The 17,719-nt window shown below is 64.4% G+C and carries 9 protein-coding genes; 4 read left to right on the top strand and 5 right to left on the bottom strand.

Features of this window, described 5'->3' with window-relative positions; all coding sequences use genetic code 11:
* The first annotated feature begins 32 nt into the window (after window positions 1–32).
* Window positions 33–932, top strand: a complete 900-nt coding sequence (locus ING15_RS11190) for a uracil-DNA glycosylase (RefSeq protein WP_206454887.1) — start codon at window positions 33–35, stop codon at window positions 930–932.
* A gap of 132 nt (window positions 933–1,064) precedes the next feature.
* The gene (locus ING15_RS11185; protein WP_206454886.1) at window positions 1,065–2,339 is read left to right on the top strand and encodes an MFS transporter; all 1,275 of its coding nucleotides are present in this window, start codon (window positions 1,065–1,067) and stop codon (window positions 2,337–2,339) included.
* A gap of 52 nt (window positions 2,340–2,391) precedes the next feature.
* Here ING15_RS11185 and ING15_RS11180 read toward each other — a convergent pair whose 3' ends face one another.
* The 3 genes from ING15_RS11180 to ING15_RS11170 form a co-directional block, all read right to left on the bottom strand.
* Entirely contained in the window at window positions 2,392–4,380 is a 1,989-nt protein-coding gene (locus tag ING15_RS11180) for a PhoX family protein (RefSeq protein WP_206454885.1), read from the bottom strand.
* Window positions 4,381–4,487: 107 nt separating this feature from the next.
* On the bottom strand, window positions 4,488–5,432 hold the full coding sequence (locus ING15_RS11175) for a DMT family transporter (RefSeq protein ID WP_232845699.1): 945 nt from the start codon (window positions 5,430–5,432) through the stop codon (window positions 4,488–4,490).
* An 82-nt stretch (window positions 5,433–5,514) separates the two neighbouring features.
* Entirely contained in the window at window positions 5,515–7,815 is a 2,301-nt protein-coding gene (locus ING15_RS11170) for a xanthine dehydrogenase family protein molybdopterin-binding subunit (RefSeq protein WP_206454884.1), read from the bottom strand.
* 230 nt (window positions 7,816–8,045) lie between these two features.
* Here ING15_RS11170 and pepN point away from each other — a divergent pair, with 230 nt between their 5' ends.
* Entirely contained in the window at window positions 8,046–10,694 is a 2,649-nt protein-coding gene (pepN, locus tag ING15_RS11165) for an aminopeptidase N (RefSeq protein ID WP_206454883.1), read from the top strand.
* A 132-nt stretch (window positions 10,695–10,826) separates the two neighbouring features.
* Window positions 10,827–13,190, top strand: coding sequence for a PAS domain-containing sensor histidine kinase (locus tag ING15_RS11160; RefSeq protein WP_206454882.1), 2,364 nt, complete (start codon window positions 10,827–10,829; stop codon window positions 13,188–13,190).
* Window positions 13,191–13,203: 13 nt separating this feature from the next.
* On the opposite strand, the gene ING15_RS11155 is transcribed toward ING15_RS11160, so the two are convergent.
* Window positions 13,204–16,206: a bifunctional [glutamine synthetase] adenylyltransferase/[glutamine synthetase]-adenylyl-L-tyrosine phosphorylase gene (locus ING15_RS11155; RefSeq protein ID WP_206454881.1), complete on the bottom strand. Its 3,003-nt coding sequence runs from the start codon at window positions 16,204–16,206 to the stop codon at window positions 13,204–13,206.
* Window positions 16,193–17,605 carry a sensor histidine kinase gene (locus ING15_RS11150; RefSeq protein ID WP_206454880.1) on the bottom strand — a complete coding sequence of 471 codons (1,413 nt, stop codon included), beginning with the start codon at window positions 17,603–17,605 and terminating at the stop codon, window positions 16,193–16,195. Before ING15_RS11150 ends, ING15_RS11155 begins: the two co-directional genes overlap by 14 nt.
* Window positions 17,606–17,719: the final 114 nt, after the last annotated feature.

The following is a 17,719-nucleotide window of genomic DNA, read 5'->3' as shown; positions in this document are numbered from 1 at the left end:
CGCCGCGTGCCGGAATGGGCTAGGAAGACGCCATGAGCGCCGAGATTCAATCGACCGCCAGCCACGCCGCCATCGCGCTACTGGAATGGTATCGCGCGGCCGGGATCGACGTCGTTCTGGAAGAGCGGCCGCGCGACCGTTTCGCCGAGACCCAAGCCGAGATCGAGGCGAGACGCGCGCGCAATGCAAGTCCATCAGCCCGGCCGGCCTCCGCCGATCCCTCGCATGCGCCCGCGCCCACCGCAAAGCCAATAGCGGGCCCGTCTGACAGCGCCGCCTTTCCGACCTCGCGCGTCGCCGTGCCGGACGACATCGCCGTTGCCGACGCTCGCGAACGCGCTCGTTCGGCGGCCAACCTCGCCGAGCTTCAGGCGGCGCTTGCGGATTTTGACGGCTGCAATCTGCGCATCACCGCGAAGTCGATCGTCTTCGGCGACGGCAGCGAAACCGCCGACGTGATGTTCGTGGGAGAAGCACCGGGACGGGAGGAGGACGCGGCGGGTGTTCCCTTCGTCGGCCGCTCAGGCCAGCTTCTCAACCGGATGCTGGCGGCGATCGGGCTGGAGCGCGAAGCCGTCCGCGTGACCAATACCGTGCCTTGGCGTCCGCCCGGAAACCGGCCGCCGACACCCGCCGAGACGCAGATCTGCCTGCCCTTCGTGCAGCGCCATATCGAGTTGGTGCGGCCGAAGCTCCTCGTCTGCCTCGGCTCGCCCGCCTCCAAGGCGATCCTCGGCTCGCAAGAAGGTATTCTGCGCATCCGCGGGCAATGGACGACCTACAGCTTCGGAATCGAAGCGGATGAGGCGATCGACGCGACGGCGATGCTGCACCCCGCCTATCTCTTACGCCAGCCGGCGCAAAAGCGCCTCGCCTGGCGCGACCTCATGGCGCTGAAGACGCGGCTCGCTGCAAAATCCGCCCCCAACTGAGCGTCGTCTGACAAATGTCGCGGCTGGTGTCGCAAATCCCTCTCGCCAAATCACTCTCAGAGGCCTAGCTGTCGCGCCGAAACATGGCACCCACAAGCTGCCCCGCCGACATCTTGAGCCAAGGCCAACCCCATGCCCGTCCAGATCCTGCCGATCGTCTCGCTGCTTCTCTCGACCTTCTTCCTGATGGCGGGAGCCGGTCTGATGGGCATCCTGCTGCCGGTTCGCGGTTCGATCGAAGGCTGGTCGAGCTATCAAATCGGCGCCTTCGGAACCAGCTACGCCATCGCCTTCACGCTGGGATGCTTTGTCATGCCGCTGATCGTGCGCCGGGCCGGACATGTGCGCTCCTTCTCGAGCCTCGCCGCCCTCCTGGCGATTTCGATCCTCTTGTGCGCCATCGTCATCAATCCTGTCGCCTGGATTTTCTTCCGGGCGCTCGCCGGCTTTGCCCTGGCCGGCACCTACATGGTCGTCGAAAGCTGGCTCAACGAACGGGTCACCAACGAGTCCCGCGGAACGATCTTTTCCGTCTACATGATCGTCACCATGGCAGCGATGATGGGCGGCCAGTACGTCATGCCGCTGAGCAAGCCAGAACTTGCCATTCCCTTCATGCTTGGCGCTATCCTCTTTGCAATGGCGGTGATCCCGACAGCGCTATCGCAGGCACCGTCACCCAAGCCGCTGACCACCGTGAAAATCGATCTGCGTCTGATCTTCCGCAATTCGCCGGTGGCCTTCTTCGGCGTGCTGCTGGCCGGCGTTCTCTCAGGCGCCTGGAACAATATGGCGCCGGTCTTCGGTCAGAAGGCTGGCCTTTCCACGACGGAGATCGCCACCCTCGTCGTCGCGGCGATGGCTGGAGGCATCGTCTTTCAGGTGCCGCTCGGACGTATCTCGGACAAGGTCGACCGGCGCTATGTCATGAGTGCCGCGGGCCTAATCGGCGTCGCGGGGGCGACGGCGGGAGTGTATCTCGCCGACGCCGGGGCCGTCGCGCTTTTCGTCGTCGCCTTCGTCCTCGGCGGCATCATCTACCCGACCTATTCGCTCGCGGTCGCCCACGCCAACGACTATGCGGCCGACGAGGACTTCGTGAAGATTTCCAGCGGTCTGTTGATCCTCTATGGCGTGGGAACGATGATCGGGCCGCTCTACGCCGCCTATCTCATGGAAACCTTCGGCCCGCGGGGCATCTTCCAGTCGATCGGAACGGCTGCGGCACTTTATGCCGCCTATGCGTTCTACCGCACGTTCCGCCGGGTCTCGCTGCCGGCCGACGAGCGGCCCGACTTCCAGACGACGCCTTTGGCGCGCACCCAGACGCCGACGAGCTTTGCGCTCGACCCCCGCGCCGACGTGACGCCGGAAGCCGAGGAAGCCGAGCTCTTGCCTTCCAACTGAATGGGGGCGGCCTCCGCGAGACGCCCCCATTCAACCTTGGCAAAGTACGCGATCAGGCGATCTTGCCGCCACCCTGCTTGGTGATGGCGATCAACGACGGGCGCACCGGCATGTCGTCCTTGAAGTCCGGCCAGCGGGTCGAGGGATCCTCGTAGTAGGACGGACGGCCGAAGCCCTCCCAATCCTCGCCGCCATCCGCCGGATGCTGGACCGCGACGAACGCGGTCTGCATGTCCGGCAGGAGCAGCGGTCCACACATCTCCGCACCGATCGGCACACGGAAGAACAGCTTGGAGGTACCGCGGGCCTCGCCCTCCGTGTCGACGGCGAAGAGGCCGTCGGTGCGCCCGGTCTTCTTCGGCGACATGCCGTCGGTCGCGACCCAGAGCCGACCGTCGCTGTCAATGGCGCAATTGTCCGGCATGCCGAACCAGCCGTTCTTGGTGGTTTCCGTGGAGAAGGTCGCGCCGACCTCGGCGACGGAGGGATCGCCGCATTTGAGAAGGATTTCCCATTTGCCCGTCGTCGCAGCGAAGTCCCCGCCGTCCTCGGCGATCTCGATGATGTGGCCGAAGGCATTGTCGACACGCGGATTGGCCGGGTTTGGCTCCTCGCGCTTGGTATTGTTGGTCAACATCACATAGACACGTCCGTTGGAGCCGTTGGGCTGAATGTCCTCCGGGCGATCCATCTTGGTCGCCTCGAGCAAATCGGCGGCCAAGCGGGTCTCGATGAGCACGTCCGCCTGGCTTTCGAAGCCGTTCTCGGCCGTGAGCGGTCCCTCGCCGAAGGTCAGCGGCAACCACTCCACCGTGCCGTCCTCGGCGAACTTCGCGACATAGAGCGTGCCCTCAGCCAACAAATCCATGTTGGCGGCGCGATCGTCGGTGTTGTAGGTGCCCGCGGTCACGAATTTGTAGACATAGTCGAAGCGCTCGTCGTCGCCGAGATAGAAGACGACGCGGCCGTCCCCATTGACGATCGACTCCGCGCCCTCGTGCTTGAAGCGCCCCATCGCGGTGCGCTTCTTCGGCACGGAATTGGGATCCTCGACGTCGACCTCGACGATCCAGCCGAAGCGGTTCGGCTCGTTCGGCTCCTTGGAGACGTCGAAGCGGTCGTGGAACTTGCCCCAGGCATATGTTCCGTCCGGCACGCCGTAGCGCTCGTAGTTCTTGGCCTCGCGGTGATCGGCTGGCAGCTCGCCCATGAAGTAGCCATGGAAGTTCTCCTCGGCCATCACGTAGGTGCCCCAGGGGGTGACGCCGCCGGCGCAGTTGTTGAACGTGCCGAATACCTTGCGGCCGGTCGGGTCGGCGTTGGTCTGCATGCGCGGATCCCCGGCCGCGGGACCGGTAAGTTCCATCTCCGTCTCGGCGGTGATCCTGCGGTTCTTGGCGCCGTCCTTCACCACCCGCCATTTGCCGTCCTCCTTGCGGATTTCGACGACGGAGCCGCCATGCGCGGCCATCTCGACATTGACCTGGTTCTCGTCGGCTTCGGCGACGACGAGCTTGTCATCCTCCACCTTGACGATCCCCGGGAACATCAGGTGATCGTTGGTGTATTCGTGATTGACGACGAGGATGCCATGCTCGGACGAGCCGTCGATCGGGACGTAGCCGACATAATCGTTGTTGTAGCCGAACTGCCGGTTCTGGGCCTCCGGCGTCTGGGCCGTCGGATCGAACTCCGGCGAGTCGGGAAAGATTCCGTCGCCCCAACGCAATAACACGTCGGCGTCGTAGCCCTCGGCGACATGGTGGGTTTCGTCGACGCCGGCCTCGACTTCGGTGAAATCGAAGCGCGATCCGGACGCGTCCTGCGCCTTTGCTTCGTCGGCGGCGACGAGCGCCAAAGGGCTCACCGTTGCGGCGATCGCGGTCGCGGCAAGCGAGCCGCGCAGGAACGTGCGCCGCGAGAAGCGCGCGGCAATGATCTCGCCCATGGTGCGGTTGTCGGTCGGGTTGTGTCCCTCGCCCGCCGCTTCCTCGAGCTGCGTGGTTCGGAAGATCGCACTATTCGTCAGATGTTCATTCATCGGATGACCCCTTTTCAGAAGGTTAAGAACAGCCCATCTTGCGCTGGTTCCGGTCTCACCTAAAGGGCCAATGTCACGGCCAGATGACGATTGTCGCCGGCGCCCTCTCAACCGCTCGGCGGCGTCACCCGCCGCGCCTTGGAGCGCTCGATCCCCAGTTGATGCTCGCGCCAGATGATGAAGATGCCGGCGGAAATCACGATGGCCGCGCCGACGAGCGTCGCCGAACTCGCGGCCTCGCCGAAGGCGAAATAGCCGATGGCGATGGCCAGCAGCATCGAGGTGTATTCAAACGGCGCGATGGTCGAGGTATCGGCGAAGCGGTAAGCCGAGGTCAGCAGCAACTGCCCGATTCCGCCGCACAGCCCCGCCAGGATCAGCAGCACCGCCTGTTCCCATGTCGGCAGCACCCATCCAAAAAAGATCGAGAAAAGCGCGATGCCGGACGACGTCAGCGAGAAATAGACAACGATCGTCGCTGTCTTCTCCGTGCGAACGAGGCGACGAATCTGGATCATCGCAACGGCCGCCACCGCAGCCGAAATGACGGCCGCGACGATGCCGATCGTTTCCGCGCCGTCGATCGCTTCACCGCCAAGGGTGAGCTTCGGCAACGTCACCACCACGATCCCGACCAGGCCAACCATTGCGGCGGTCCAGCGGTAGAGGCGCACGACCTCCTTGAGGAAGACGGCCGCGAAGACGACCGTCAACAGCGGCGCGCCGTAGGTGATGGTGATCCACTCGGGATAGGGCAGCCGGGTCAGCGCGTAAAAGCCGAGGCCCATCGACGTGACGCCAATCAGTCCCCGGCCGATATGGGCGGGCAGATTGTCGGTCTTGAGCGCGGTTTTCAGATCGCCGAGCCAGGCGAGATAGAGCACGACCGGAACCAGGGCGAAGAACGACCGGAAGAATACGATCTCGCCGGCGGGGATGCCCTCGCCGCCGGCCTTGATCGCCGTTTGCATGGCGACGAAGACCACCACTGAAAGGCATTTCAGCAAAATACCGCGCATCGGCGACTCGGTGACCGCCGGCCGGCTGTCCATCGTATCCCCTCTCCTGCCTCAACTTTCGCCGTCCAGGCGGACGCACCCGCCAGGTGTTGTGTCGCGTCCCCTTGCGGATGCCTTAGCGAACCGCCTGCAACGCCTGCCAAACCCGCAAGGGCGTCGCCGGCATGTCGATATGATCGACGCCGGCGGGCCGTAGCGCATCGGCGACGGCGTTCATTACAGCGGGAGCAGCGCCAATGGTGCCGGCCTCTCCGGCGCCCTTGATGCCGAGGGCATTCGTCGTCGACGGCACGTTGCGGGTCTTGAACGCGAAGAACGGCAGGTCCCAGGCTCGCGGCATGGCATAGTCCATGAAGCTCGCGGCGACGAGTTGCCCCTCCTCATCATAGACCGCGTTTTCGAGCAGGGCCTGGCCGATTCCCTGCGCGACGCCGCCGTGAATCTGGCCGGCGAGCAGCATCGGGTTCACCGTCACCCCGAAATCGTCGACGATCGTGTAGGCAATGATCTCCGTCGTTCCTGTCTCTGGATCGATTTCGACCTCGCAGATATGAGTGCCGTTCGGATAGGTCGCCTCGTCCTGCCTGAACTCGCCGACGGCCTTGCGGTCCTCGGGGGTGGGGGCGGCAGCGGCGATGGCGGCGAAATCGATCGAACGGTCGGTCCCGACGATCCGCGCGGTTCCGCCGTCGAGTTCGATGTCGCCGGTCGAGGCCTCCAACTCGCTCGCCGCCAGCTTCTTGATCTTGTCCGCCAGGGTCTGGCTCGCCCGCCGAACCGACACTGCGCCGAGCGGGATCGACCGCGAGCCGCCGGTGCCACCGCCGGTCGGTGTGTCGTCGGTATCGCCCTGTTTTACGTCGATCAGATCATAGTCGAGATTCAGCGCCTCGGCGACAAACTGGGCATAGGCCGTGGCATGGCCCTGCCCGTTGCTTTGTGTGCCGATCTTCAGTTCGATCCGCCCCGCCGGGGTCAATTCGGCATAGGCCGGCTCGGAGCCCGCGAAGGCGCAGGCTTCGACATAGGTTGCCATTCCGATGCCGCGAAGCTTGCCTTGTTCCTTGGCGCTCTGCCGGCGCGCTTCGAACTCCTGCCAGCCCGACTGCCGCATCGCCTCGGCCAGATGGCCCTCGAAATCGCCGGTGTCGTACATCCGGCCAACCGCCGTCGTATAGGGAAGCTGGTCGGGGCGGATGAAGTTCTTCCGCCGGATGTCCTCCCGGGTCAACCCCATGTCGAGCGCGCATTTGTCGACCAGCCGTTCAATCAGATAGGACGCCTCCGGACGCCCGGCGCCCCGATAGGCATCGATGGGAACGGTGTTGGTGAAGACCAGGTGGCAATCGACATTGACCGCCTCGACGTCGTAGAGGCCTGGCGCCATCGACATGCCCAGATAGGGAATGAACGGCCCGTTCTGCGACAGATACGCCCCCATATTGGCGTAGAGGTCGATGTCGAGAGCGAGAAAGCGCCCGTCCTCGTCCATCGCCATGCGTGCCGTAACGACATTGTCGCGGCCATGCGCGTCGGAGACGAAATGCTCGCCGCGGTCACCGGTCCATTTGACCGGACGGCCGAGGCGCTTGGCCGCCACCAGAACCAGAACGTGTTCCCGGTAGAGGAACGCCTTGGTCCCGAAACCGCCGCCGACATCCTTGGTCACGACCCGCACCTTCGACGGGTCGACCTTGAGCACGTTCTTGGCCAGCACCGCCTGGATGCCGTGCACGCCTTGGCTTCCAGTCGTCAATATCCAGCGGTCCTCGTCCTGCGACCACTCTCCGAGCGCGGAGCGAAGCTCCATATAGTTGCAGACAAGACGGTTCTGGCGGAGCGTGATTTCGCTAACCTTTGGAGCGTTCGCGAACGCCTCTTCGGTCCGCTGCTTGTCCCCCGTGTTGAGATGGCCGCCGATGTTCCCGTCGCTGTCCGGCCAGACCGGCGCCGCCCCCTCCGCCGTTGCCGTCTCGATATCGGCAGCGACCGGCAGCGACTCGTAGTCGACGACGAGGAGCTCCGCGGCGTCAGCCGCCTGGATCGCCGTTTCGGCGACCACGAAGGCGACCGCATCGCCGACATGCCGAACGACATCGCGGCAGAGCACGGGAATGTCACGGGCCAAAACCTTGCTGCCGTCCGGCTGTTCCAACAACGTCTGGCAGGGCACATCGCCGAGTTCGGCGACGTCCGCATGGGTCATCACCAGAACGACACCGGGGGCCGATCGGGCGGGTTCGATATCCGTGATGGTGAAATTCGCGTGGGCATGTGGAGAGCGCACCACCGCGGCATGCAGAATGTCCGGCCGGGTTTCGTCGTCCGTGTAACACCCCTCGCCTCGGATGAAACTGTCGTCTTCCTTCCGCAGGACCGAAGCGCCTAGGCCGAATTTCGGTGTCATGAGGTTCATGGGGAATTGGCTCCTGGATGGGTATGCGCGCCACCGGACATGCTGCGGCGCGCGACCGGGACGAGGACATGACGGCTTTTCCAAGCTTCACTTATTGCGCCACACAGCTCCCGTCGAGGGTCGACGCCGATGCTTTGGAGCCCTGCCATCATCGAAAACCCTGTCAGGGACCGGTTGGCAATCGGACCGTGGGGGGCTACCTCCCGCTGCGACACGAAAGGAACCGCTCCATGCCTCGCACCGACGACGGTCAGACCATCAAGCTCGCAGACTACCGCGCCACGGACTTCGTCCTGCATTCGGTGGCGATGACGATACGACTGTTCGAGGGACGCGCCGACATCGATACGACGCTCGAGCTTGAGCGACGCAAGGGCGCCGACGCGGCCGCCCCACTGGTTCTCGACGGCGACGAATTGACGCTGACGGGACTGGCACTGGATGGCACGCCGCCGGAAGGCGACCGGTACAAAGCATCTCCCGAGCGGCTTGAAATCACCGACCTGCCGTCAGACCGGCGCTTCACGCTTGACGTCGCGACGACGCTCGTGCCGGAAAACAACACGAAACTGATGGGGCTCTATCGCTCCAACGGCATCTGGTGCACCCAGTGCGAGGCTGAGGGCTTCCGCCGGATCACCTACTTCCTCGATCGCCCGGATGTGCTGGCGCCGTACACGGTCAGAATCGAGGCCGACCGGGGGGCCGCGCCCATTTTGCTGTCGAACGGCAACCCGACGGAGACGGGCACCCTTCCCGACAATCGGCATTTCGCCGTCTGGGACGATCCGTTCAACAAGCCGTCCTATCTTTTTGCCATGGTCGCCGGCGATCTCGACTTGATCCACGAGCCCTTCACCACGGCGAGCGGCAAATCCGTCAGCCTCGCCATCTACACCGAAAAGGGCCGTTCCGCGCAGGCCCGCTACGCCTTGAATGCGTTGAAACGCTCGATGGTCTGGGACGAGCGCCGCTTCGGCCGCGAATACGATCTCGACGTGTTCAACATCGTGGCGATCGCCGATTTCAACATGGGTGCGATGGAGAACAAGGGCCTCAACATCTTCAATCACAAATATGTCCTGCTCGACCCGGAGACGGCGACGGATACCGACTATGCCGGCGTGGAAACGGTCATCGCCCACGAATATTTCCACAACTGGACCGGCAACCGGATCACCTGCCGCGACTGGTTCCAGCTCTGCCTCAAGGAAGGGCTGACGGTTTACCGCGACCAGGAATTCAGCGCGGACGAGCGCTCGGCCACGGTCCAGCGCATCAGCTCTGTTCGCCGGTTGAAGGCGCATCAGTTTCCCGAGGACCAGGGGCCTCTGCAACACCCCGTCCGGCCGACAGAATACCGCGAGATCAACAATTTCTACACGGCGACTGTCTACGACAAGGGCGCCGAGCTGGTGCGGATGATCGAGACGATCCTCGGCCGCGAAGGCTTTCGCAAGGGCATGGACCTTTATTTCGACCGCCACGACGGCGACGCCGCGACGGTCGAGGACTTTATCGCCTGTTTCGAGGTCGCGACCGGCGAGGACCTGTCACGTCTCGCGCTGTGGTACGGTCAGGCGGGAACGCCCACCCTTACCGTCACGGAGGATTACGATGCGGCCGCCGATCGCCTCACCGTCGGCTTCAAGCAGACGCTGCAGCCCGGCGCCGCCGGAACCGGCACCACGCCGATGCATATTCCGATCCGCTTCGGTCTCGTCGGGTCCAACGGCCAGGACAAGGACGCGGCACCCGTCCAGGGCGCCGGCGTCGAGGGTGCTGTTGTCCATCTCACCGAGGCGGAAGCGAGCGTCGTCTTTGAAAATCTGGGCGAGCGCCCCTACCTGTCGGTGCTTAGGGACTTTTCGGCGCCAGTGACGCTCGATCACGCCCAGAGCGAGGCCGACCGCCTTGCCCTTGCCCGTCTTGACCCGAACCTGTTCAACCGCTGGCGCATCCTCAACGATCTCGTCGGCGCGGCGCTGACAAAGGCAAGCCGACGGCCATCGTCAGCGACCCAAGCACCGCTGGCATCCGAAATCATCGATGCCATCCTCGGCTCGGCCGGAGACGAAAGCCTGGAAGCGGCATTCCGCGCCCAGGCGCTCGCCTTGCCTGGAGAGGCTGAAATCGCACGTATGCTCGCGGAGAACGTCGACCCCGACGCCGTTCACGCCGTCATCGAGACCGCACGGGGCGACGTGGGCAAGCGCGGCGCCGCCCTGTTCGCCCGCCTCCATGCCGACCGGGAATCCAGCGTGGAATTTTCACCCGATGCCGAGAGCGTCGGAAAGCGGGCTCTCGCCAACGCCGCTCTTGGTTATCTCGCCGCAGCAACCGGCGATCCCGGCCCGGCCGAAGAACAATATACGATCGCTGGAAACATGACCGACCGCCTCGCCGCCCTGACGGTCCTGGTGCATCGCTTTCCCGACACGCCAGCCTCTACGTCCGCGCTGAACGATTTCTACGACCGCTTCGAACGTGATGGTCTCGTCATCGACAAATGGTTCGCGATCCAGGCGACGATTCCAAGTCCGAAGGCCGTCGAGATCGTTGCCGGCCTCGCCACGCATCCGAAGTTCTCCCTGAAGAACCCGAACCGCGTCCGGGCGCTTGTCGGTACATTCGCCGCGGCGAACCAACTGGCGTTTCACCGGGCCGACGGCGCAGGCTACCGCTGGGTCGCGGAGCGACTGGTGGAAATCGACCGGCTGAACCCGCAGGTCTCGGCACGAGTTGCGACCACCTTCCGCTCCTGGCGGAGCCTGGAGCCAGCTCGCCGCGACAAGGCAAGTGCGACATTACGGCAACTAATTGAACTTAAAGACATCTCGGCCGACCTGCGAGATATCTTGGGACGATCTCTGCGATAAGCGATCTGTTCATTGACTCCTTAATCTTGTCGTAATTCAACTCTGGACAAGGTGATTCGCCTCTGATCAATTGGCGGTGATTCGGATGTGCGGCATGCCGAATCGTTGAGATGCGGTTACGAGGGGTTAGGCATGAGAGCGGACGCGTCAAACGCGCCGGCAGGGGGACTATTGTCCCGATTCGAGGCATTACTAACCGCCAAGACAGAGATCGCCGGACACGCCAAGATGTTGGCGGGTCCGACCTACCAGAGGCTCCTGCGCTCCGAGAAGGCGCTCCGCCGCACCATTCCCATCCTGATCATTCTGTTTCTCGCGATTGCCGCGATCGCACGCTTCGCGGCGCTCGTCGAAGAGCGCTTCGCCCTTGAAGAGAGCGCGTCGCGCGAACTCCAGATCGCGACGAAGCTGATGCGGACGGAAAGCCAGCTCGCCTACGCGTCCGATCCGAAGGTGGCAGACGCGAACGCGCTGCTGACGAGCGCCATTCCGGCCGCGCTGATCCGGCAGGGGCGCTTTGCCGTCGTCAGCAATGCCGGCGGGCTGATCACCGCGGTCATGCCGGGCTATGAGCACCTTCTCGGCGACGATCTGATGCTCTTGCTGGACGAGTCGCAGGCGCTGCTTATGTTCGGGCAGCGCGCTGGGGTTCAGCGTACGCGGTTCCAAGGCGAAGCCGCCTTTGTCGCAAGCGCCAATCTGGCTGGCGATCAGGGCACCGTCACCTTCATCCAGCCCGATGCCGACCTGCTTGCCGAATGGCGCAAATCGGTCTCGCTGAACGTTACCCTGTTTGCCTTCACCAGCATCATCATGCTGGTCATTCTCTACGCATATTTCCGTCAGGCGACGCGTGCCCAGGACGCCGACGCGCTGTATCTTGAGACTCATCGGAAGGTCGACACGGCCTTGTCGCGCGGCCAGTGCGGCCTTTGGGATTGGGACATCGCCCGCGGGCGAATGTACTGGTCGCGCTCGATGTACGAGATGCTCGGCCTGCAACCGACGGACAGCGTTCTTGCCTTCGGCGATGTCGCGCCCCTGCTCCACCCCGACGACGGCAACCTCCTGGATGTCGCCCGGAGCGTCGCCGCCGGCAAGATCACCAGCCTTGATCACAATTTCCGCATGCGCAGGAACGACGGCGCCTATGTCTGGCTCCGCGCGCGAGCCCAGGTAACGCGCACCGGCGAAAACGAAGTTCATCTGATCGGCATCGCGCTCGATGTCAGCGAGCAACAGGAACTCGCCCGCCTCAGCGACGAGGCCAACAAGCAGCTCAACAGTGCGATCGAGAATATCTCCGAAACCTTCGTCCTTTGCGACAATCGCAATCGCCTTGTCCTCTGTAATTCCAAATACCGCCAGACCTTCGGCCTCACCGAGGCGGACGTCGCTCGCGGGACCCCGCTCGACGTGGTTATGGCCAAGGCCCGCAAGCCGATTGATAGCCACACGGTCACCAGCCCGGCGTTCGCCGAAGGCGAACGCGCCTCGGAGGCTCTGCTCGCCGACGGTCGCTGGCTGCTTCTGTCGGAACGGCGCACCGCCGATGGTGGTTTTGTCTCCATCGGCACCGACGTAACGCAGCTCAAACTGCACCAGGCACGCCTGTCGGACTCCGAGCGGCGCCTGATGGCGGTCATTGACGATCTGTCCGTGGCGCGACGCGATGCGGAGAAGAAGGCCGTTCAACTGACCCAGCTGAACCGAAATTACGCCGTCGAGAAGGAGCGTGCAGAGGGCGCCTCGCGCGCCAAGACGACCTTCCTGGCCAACATGTCACATGAGCTGCGCACGCCGCTCAACGCCATTCTCGGCTTCTCGGAGATCATGCGTCAGGGCACATTCGGTCCGATCGGTTGCGAGAAATACGGGGAATACACCGAAGACATCCATCAAAGCGGCCACTATCTGTTGCGGCTCATCGACGACATCCTCGACATGGCCAAGATAGAGGCTGGGCGCCTCGTCCTCTCCCCGGAGCAACTCGACCTCACCCAGATCGTCGCGGAGGCCACCAAGATCATCGAGGTCCAGGCCGAACAGAAGACGATCCGCTTCGAGGGAAGCGCCCCGGACCAATTGTCGTTCCAGTCCGATCGCCGGGCGACCAAGCAGATCCTTCTCAATCTCCTGTCCAACGCCGTCAAATTCACCGACCCGGGCGGCACGGTTCGGCTGCGCGTGCGGGCCGTGGGCGAGACCGCCCTGATTACGATCTCCGACACCGGCATGGGCATTCCCCAGGCCGCGCTGGCCAGCCTCTGTCGTCCGTTCGAGCAGATCGAGAACGAATTGACCCGCAGCAACAAGGGGACGGGGCTCGGCCTCGCCATCGCCCGCTCGTTGGTCGAGCTGCAAGGCGGCCGCATGCGGATCAGTTCGTGCATCGATGTCGGAACCGTCGTCGCGATCCGCCTGCCGATCGCCCCGGCGCATTCATCCCATGCGCCGGCCAGGCAAGTCGAAGCGGCCGAGGCGCCCGCCGCCTGACCGGATCTGAGGCTCAGGCCCGGTGAAGCGCCGAGGCGGCTGCCTCGGTCTGCGCCTCTTTCGAAGTCGCGCCGGGCAGCAGCACATCGAACACGGTCCGGACGGCGGCCGCCGTCTCCGCCAGAAGCGGCTCCAGCCCGTCTGTCCCCTCAACCTCCAGCGCCCGAACCAGGCGGTCGGCGAGACCGGGCGGCAGATCCTTCACCCTCTGAACATCGCCTGGCCCAAGCCGCAGGATTTGAATGACGCAAGTGTAGCGGCGCATGGCTGCCGCCAGATCGCACCTTGCTTCGATACCGGCGGCAAGATCGGCCGCATCGAGAACGTCCGCGGTCGGCGCACCGACGAGGTCGAGATCGGCACGACCGGTCAGCAGCGCCCACTGTGCCAGGAATTCCAGATCGACCAGACCGCCGGATCGCAGCTTGAGATCGAGCGGCCCCTTGGCCGGCTTGTCGCGCTCGATGCGTCGGCGCATGTCGCCGACATCACGGGTCGTGGTCGCTTCCTCACGCGGTTGCGAAAGAATATCACGAACGGTCCGGGTCACCTCCGCGCAAAGCTCCGGATCACCGGCGATCGACCGCGAGCGCGTCAGCGCCATCCGTTCCCAGGTCCAGGCCTCGTCCAGCTGATAGCGGCGGAACGAATCGATGCGGGTTGCTAGCGGCCCCATATTGCCCGAGGGGCGCAGCCGGAAATCGACCTCGTAAAGCACACCCTCGCGCATCGGGATCGTCAGCGCCGCAATCAGGCGTTGCGTGAGGCGCGCAAAATAAAGACCGGACGATAAAGGCTTTTCCCCATCCGACTCCTCGACCGCTTCATCATGGTCATAAAGCAGGATCAGGTCGACATCGGAGCCAGCCGTCAGCTCGCGACTGCCGAGTCGACCCATGCCGAGCAGGGCGATTCGCGCGTCGGCGACATGACCATGCCGCATGGCAAAGGCTTCCGTGACGGCGTCCAGTGTCGCATCGAGCACGACGTCGGCAATGTTCGAGAAAGCCAGTCCCGCTTCGCCGACATCGACCACGCCGCTCAGCAACCGCGCCCCGACCAAGAACCGCTGTTCCGACGCGAAGATGCGCAGTCGGGCCAGCACGTCCTCGTAGCCATCGGCCTCGGTCAGGAACATCGCCAGACGTTCCGACATCAGGTCGCGGTCCGGCACCTCGTCGAAAAAGGCCGGATCGAGAAGCGCGTCGAAGACGTGCGGGCGCGCGGCGATCGTGTCGCGCAGCGCCGGCGCCGACGTGAGGATCAGGGCGAGAAGGTCGAGCACGCGAGGGTTGGAGGCGATCAGGGAAAAGAACTGAATCCCCGACGGTAGCCCCGCCAGAAACGTGTCGAAGGCGGCGACGGCTCCGTCGGGATCCTTCGCACCCGAAAACGCCTTCAGCAGCATCGGCAGAACCTTGGCGAGGCGTTCCCGCGCGGTCTCCGAACGGGTGGCGCGATAGCGTCCGTAACCCCATGAACGCACGATCCGAGCGACGTCCTCAGGACGGGAAAACCCGAGATTGCTCAGCCGGGCGAGTGCTTCCGGATCGTCCTCGCTGGCCAGCAATCCCTTGAATTCGGTTTCCTCGATCGCACTTGTCTCGCGGTCGCGTCCGTCGCTGAACAGCCACGTGTAGCGCCGGTCTACTCGGTTGAGCCGCTCCAGCAGAGCCTTCGAGAACGCCGCGCGATCCTCAAATCCGGCGAGGCGGGCGATGCGCTCGACCCCCTCTTCGTCCTCCGGCAAGGTATGGCTTTGCTCGTCTGCGACCATCTGGATGCAGTGCTCGATGCGGCGAAGAAACCAGTAGTCGGAGACGAGCTCGGCTTCGGTCCCGACCTCGATCCACCCCCCGGCGGCGAGTTCGGCGAGCGCCTTGTCGGTGCGGCGTTGGCGCAGCGCGGGCGCGCGCCCACCCGCGATCAGTTGCTGGGCCTGAACGAAGAATTCGACCTCGCGGATACCGCCACGCCCAAGCTTCACATTGTGCCCCGCAACGCCGACGTCGTCGAAGCCGCGATGTCGATCGATGCGGGTCTTCATCGCCTGGATGTCGGCGATCGCGGCGAAGTCGAGATATTTTCGCCAGACGAAGGGGGTCAATTCCTGAAGGAACGCTTCTCCCGCGGCGCGGTCACCCGCGATCGGTCGCGCCTTGATCATCGCGGCGCGTTCCCAATTGCGTCCGCTGCCCTCGTAATAGGTAAGCGCGGTGTCGACCGAGATCGCCAGCGGCATCGCGCCCGGATCCGGCCGCAGCCGCAGGTCGGTGCGAAACACATAGCCGTCGGCCGTGCTCTCGCCGACGATCCGCACCAGCCGGCGCACCAATTTGGACAATGTGTCCACCGCTTCCACCGGGTCGGCACAGATGCCGGCCGATTCCTCGAAGAAGACGATGAGGTCGACGTCGCTTGAATAGTTGAGCTCGCCTCCGCCCAGCTTGCCCATGCCGAGAACGAACAGCCCGCAATCCGTCTCCGGATCTTCCGGGTGCGGCAACACCAGCTTGCCGGAGCGATGGGCCTCGGCAAGACAGAACCGCACCGCGGCGCCGATCGCGGCCTCCGCGAGTTCGGACATGTCGGCGGTGATCTCGGCCGGTGTCGCGGCCCCGAACAGATCCCGCAGGGCAATCAGCAGCGACACCTCGCGCTTGATCAGCCGAAGCTCTTTCATCAGAGCGCTTTCGCTCTGATCCGTCGCGGGCCGTTTTCGCAACATTGCGATCCGATCGGCGATCCGCTCGTTCGCGTCTTGGCCGAACAACGCCTCCAGCCACTCGGGATGCTGCTGCATCTGGCTGTTGAGATACGATGAGAGGTCGAGCACAGCCCCGAGCTGTTCGGTCTCCGCGCCGCCTTCCGCGAGGAACGTCGCGAGCCTTGGGCACTCCCCTGCCTCGGCCGCCGCCTTCAGATCGGCGAGCCACGCCGCCGCCTTGTCCGGCTCCAGCGGCGCCAATCGGTGACCACCGCCAATCCCGAGACCTCTTGCCTCATCCTTCGCCATCCAGGAGCGTCTTTCCGTCCAGAGGAAACTCCAGGATCACTGTAAGGCCCGGAGCGGCATCCTCAAGCGTCAACGTCCCTCCATGCACGCGGGCGATCGCCTGAACCAGCGAAAGGCCGAGACCGGAGCCGGGCAGCGAGCGGCTCTGGTCAAGACGATAGAAGCGCTCCAGCACCCGATCGCGCTGCTCGGAGGGGATGCCGGGGCCATTATCCGAAACCGCCAGCCGGCAAAGACCGCCATTTTCGGTCAGGTGGATCGCGATCACTGTGCTGCCGTCGCCGGTGGCGTATTTCAGCGCGTTGTCGAGAAGATTGGACAGCGCCTGGGCTATCAGTTCCCGGCTGACCGAGGCGATCACCGGCGCGGGCGCGTCGACGACGAGGCGGGCGCCGGCCTCCTCGGCTAGGGGCTCGTAGAGTTCCGCGACGTCCGCAACGATAGTGGCGATATCGGCTCGATCCTTGATGACGGGATGCGAGCCGGCCTCGACCCGCGAGATCATCAAGAGCGCGTCGAAGGTGCGGATCATCTGGTCCGCCTCGGCGATCGTGCCTTCCAGCGCCTCGCGCGGATCGCCCTCCCCGGAGGCCGTCGTCAGCGCCGCCTCGGCGCGATTGCGCAACCGTGTCAGAGGGGTCTTGAGATCGTGCGCGATATTGTCGGAGACCTGCCGAAGCCCCTCCTGCAGAAGGGCGACCCGCGCCAGCAGGGTGTTGAGGTTTTCCGACAGACGATCGAACTCATCGCCCGCACCGGTCACCGGAAGCCGCTGGGTCAGATCGCCCGCAAGGATGCGGGCACTCGACACGGACATGCGGTCGAGACGCTGCAGGGCGCGGCGGCCGACCAGCAGCCACGCGAACAGTGCACCTGCGCCCATCAATGCGAGCGCCAGGATCAGCGCACTGCGTACGATCTGTCGAAAGCGTTCCTGTTCGGTCTGGTCGCGCCCGACGAGTACGCGCATGCCGTTCGGCAGGCTCACGACCTCGGCGAGCGCGAGATGGTAGCGATCGCCGGCATTCTCGGCGAAACGCTCATAGGCGAAGACATTATTGGTGAAACCCGGTTCGTCGAGAACGCCGGCCTGCAGGTTCTCGACATTACCGGCGATGATGCGGCCGGTCGCGTCGGTGACGAGATAGAGCGAAGCGCCGGGTTGGCGGGCACGGCGGTCGACCGTGCGCACGAGGCCGATGATCCCGTTGGTGCGGTAGACCTGCGCGAGGTCGCTGAGCTCCTCTGAAATCGCCGTGCGGCTCTGGCTCTCCAGTATTCCCGACGCCGTGGCGGTGACATAGAAGACGAGGACGATGGCGAATATGGCGAAAAGCAGCAGATAAACGGCCGACATGCGAACGGCCGTCATGCGCATCAGCGCCTTCAGTCGCTCCATGCCCCGAAACCTCTTATACCAACCCGCGGTGATAGGAATTCATTCGACCGCGATGATCGCCGATGCGTGGCGAGGAGCGGACGACGCACGATGCGGCGCATCGGGCGAGGCCCG

The organism is Aurantimonas marina, from assembly GCF_017183135.1.
GTDB lineage: Bacteria > Pseudomonadota > Alphaproteobacteria > Rhizobiales > Rhizobiaceae > Aurantimonas > Aurantimonas marina.
Note: the sequence above shows the minus strand (reverse complement) of the source record. Positions and strands in the feature narration are given on the sequence as shown.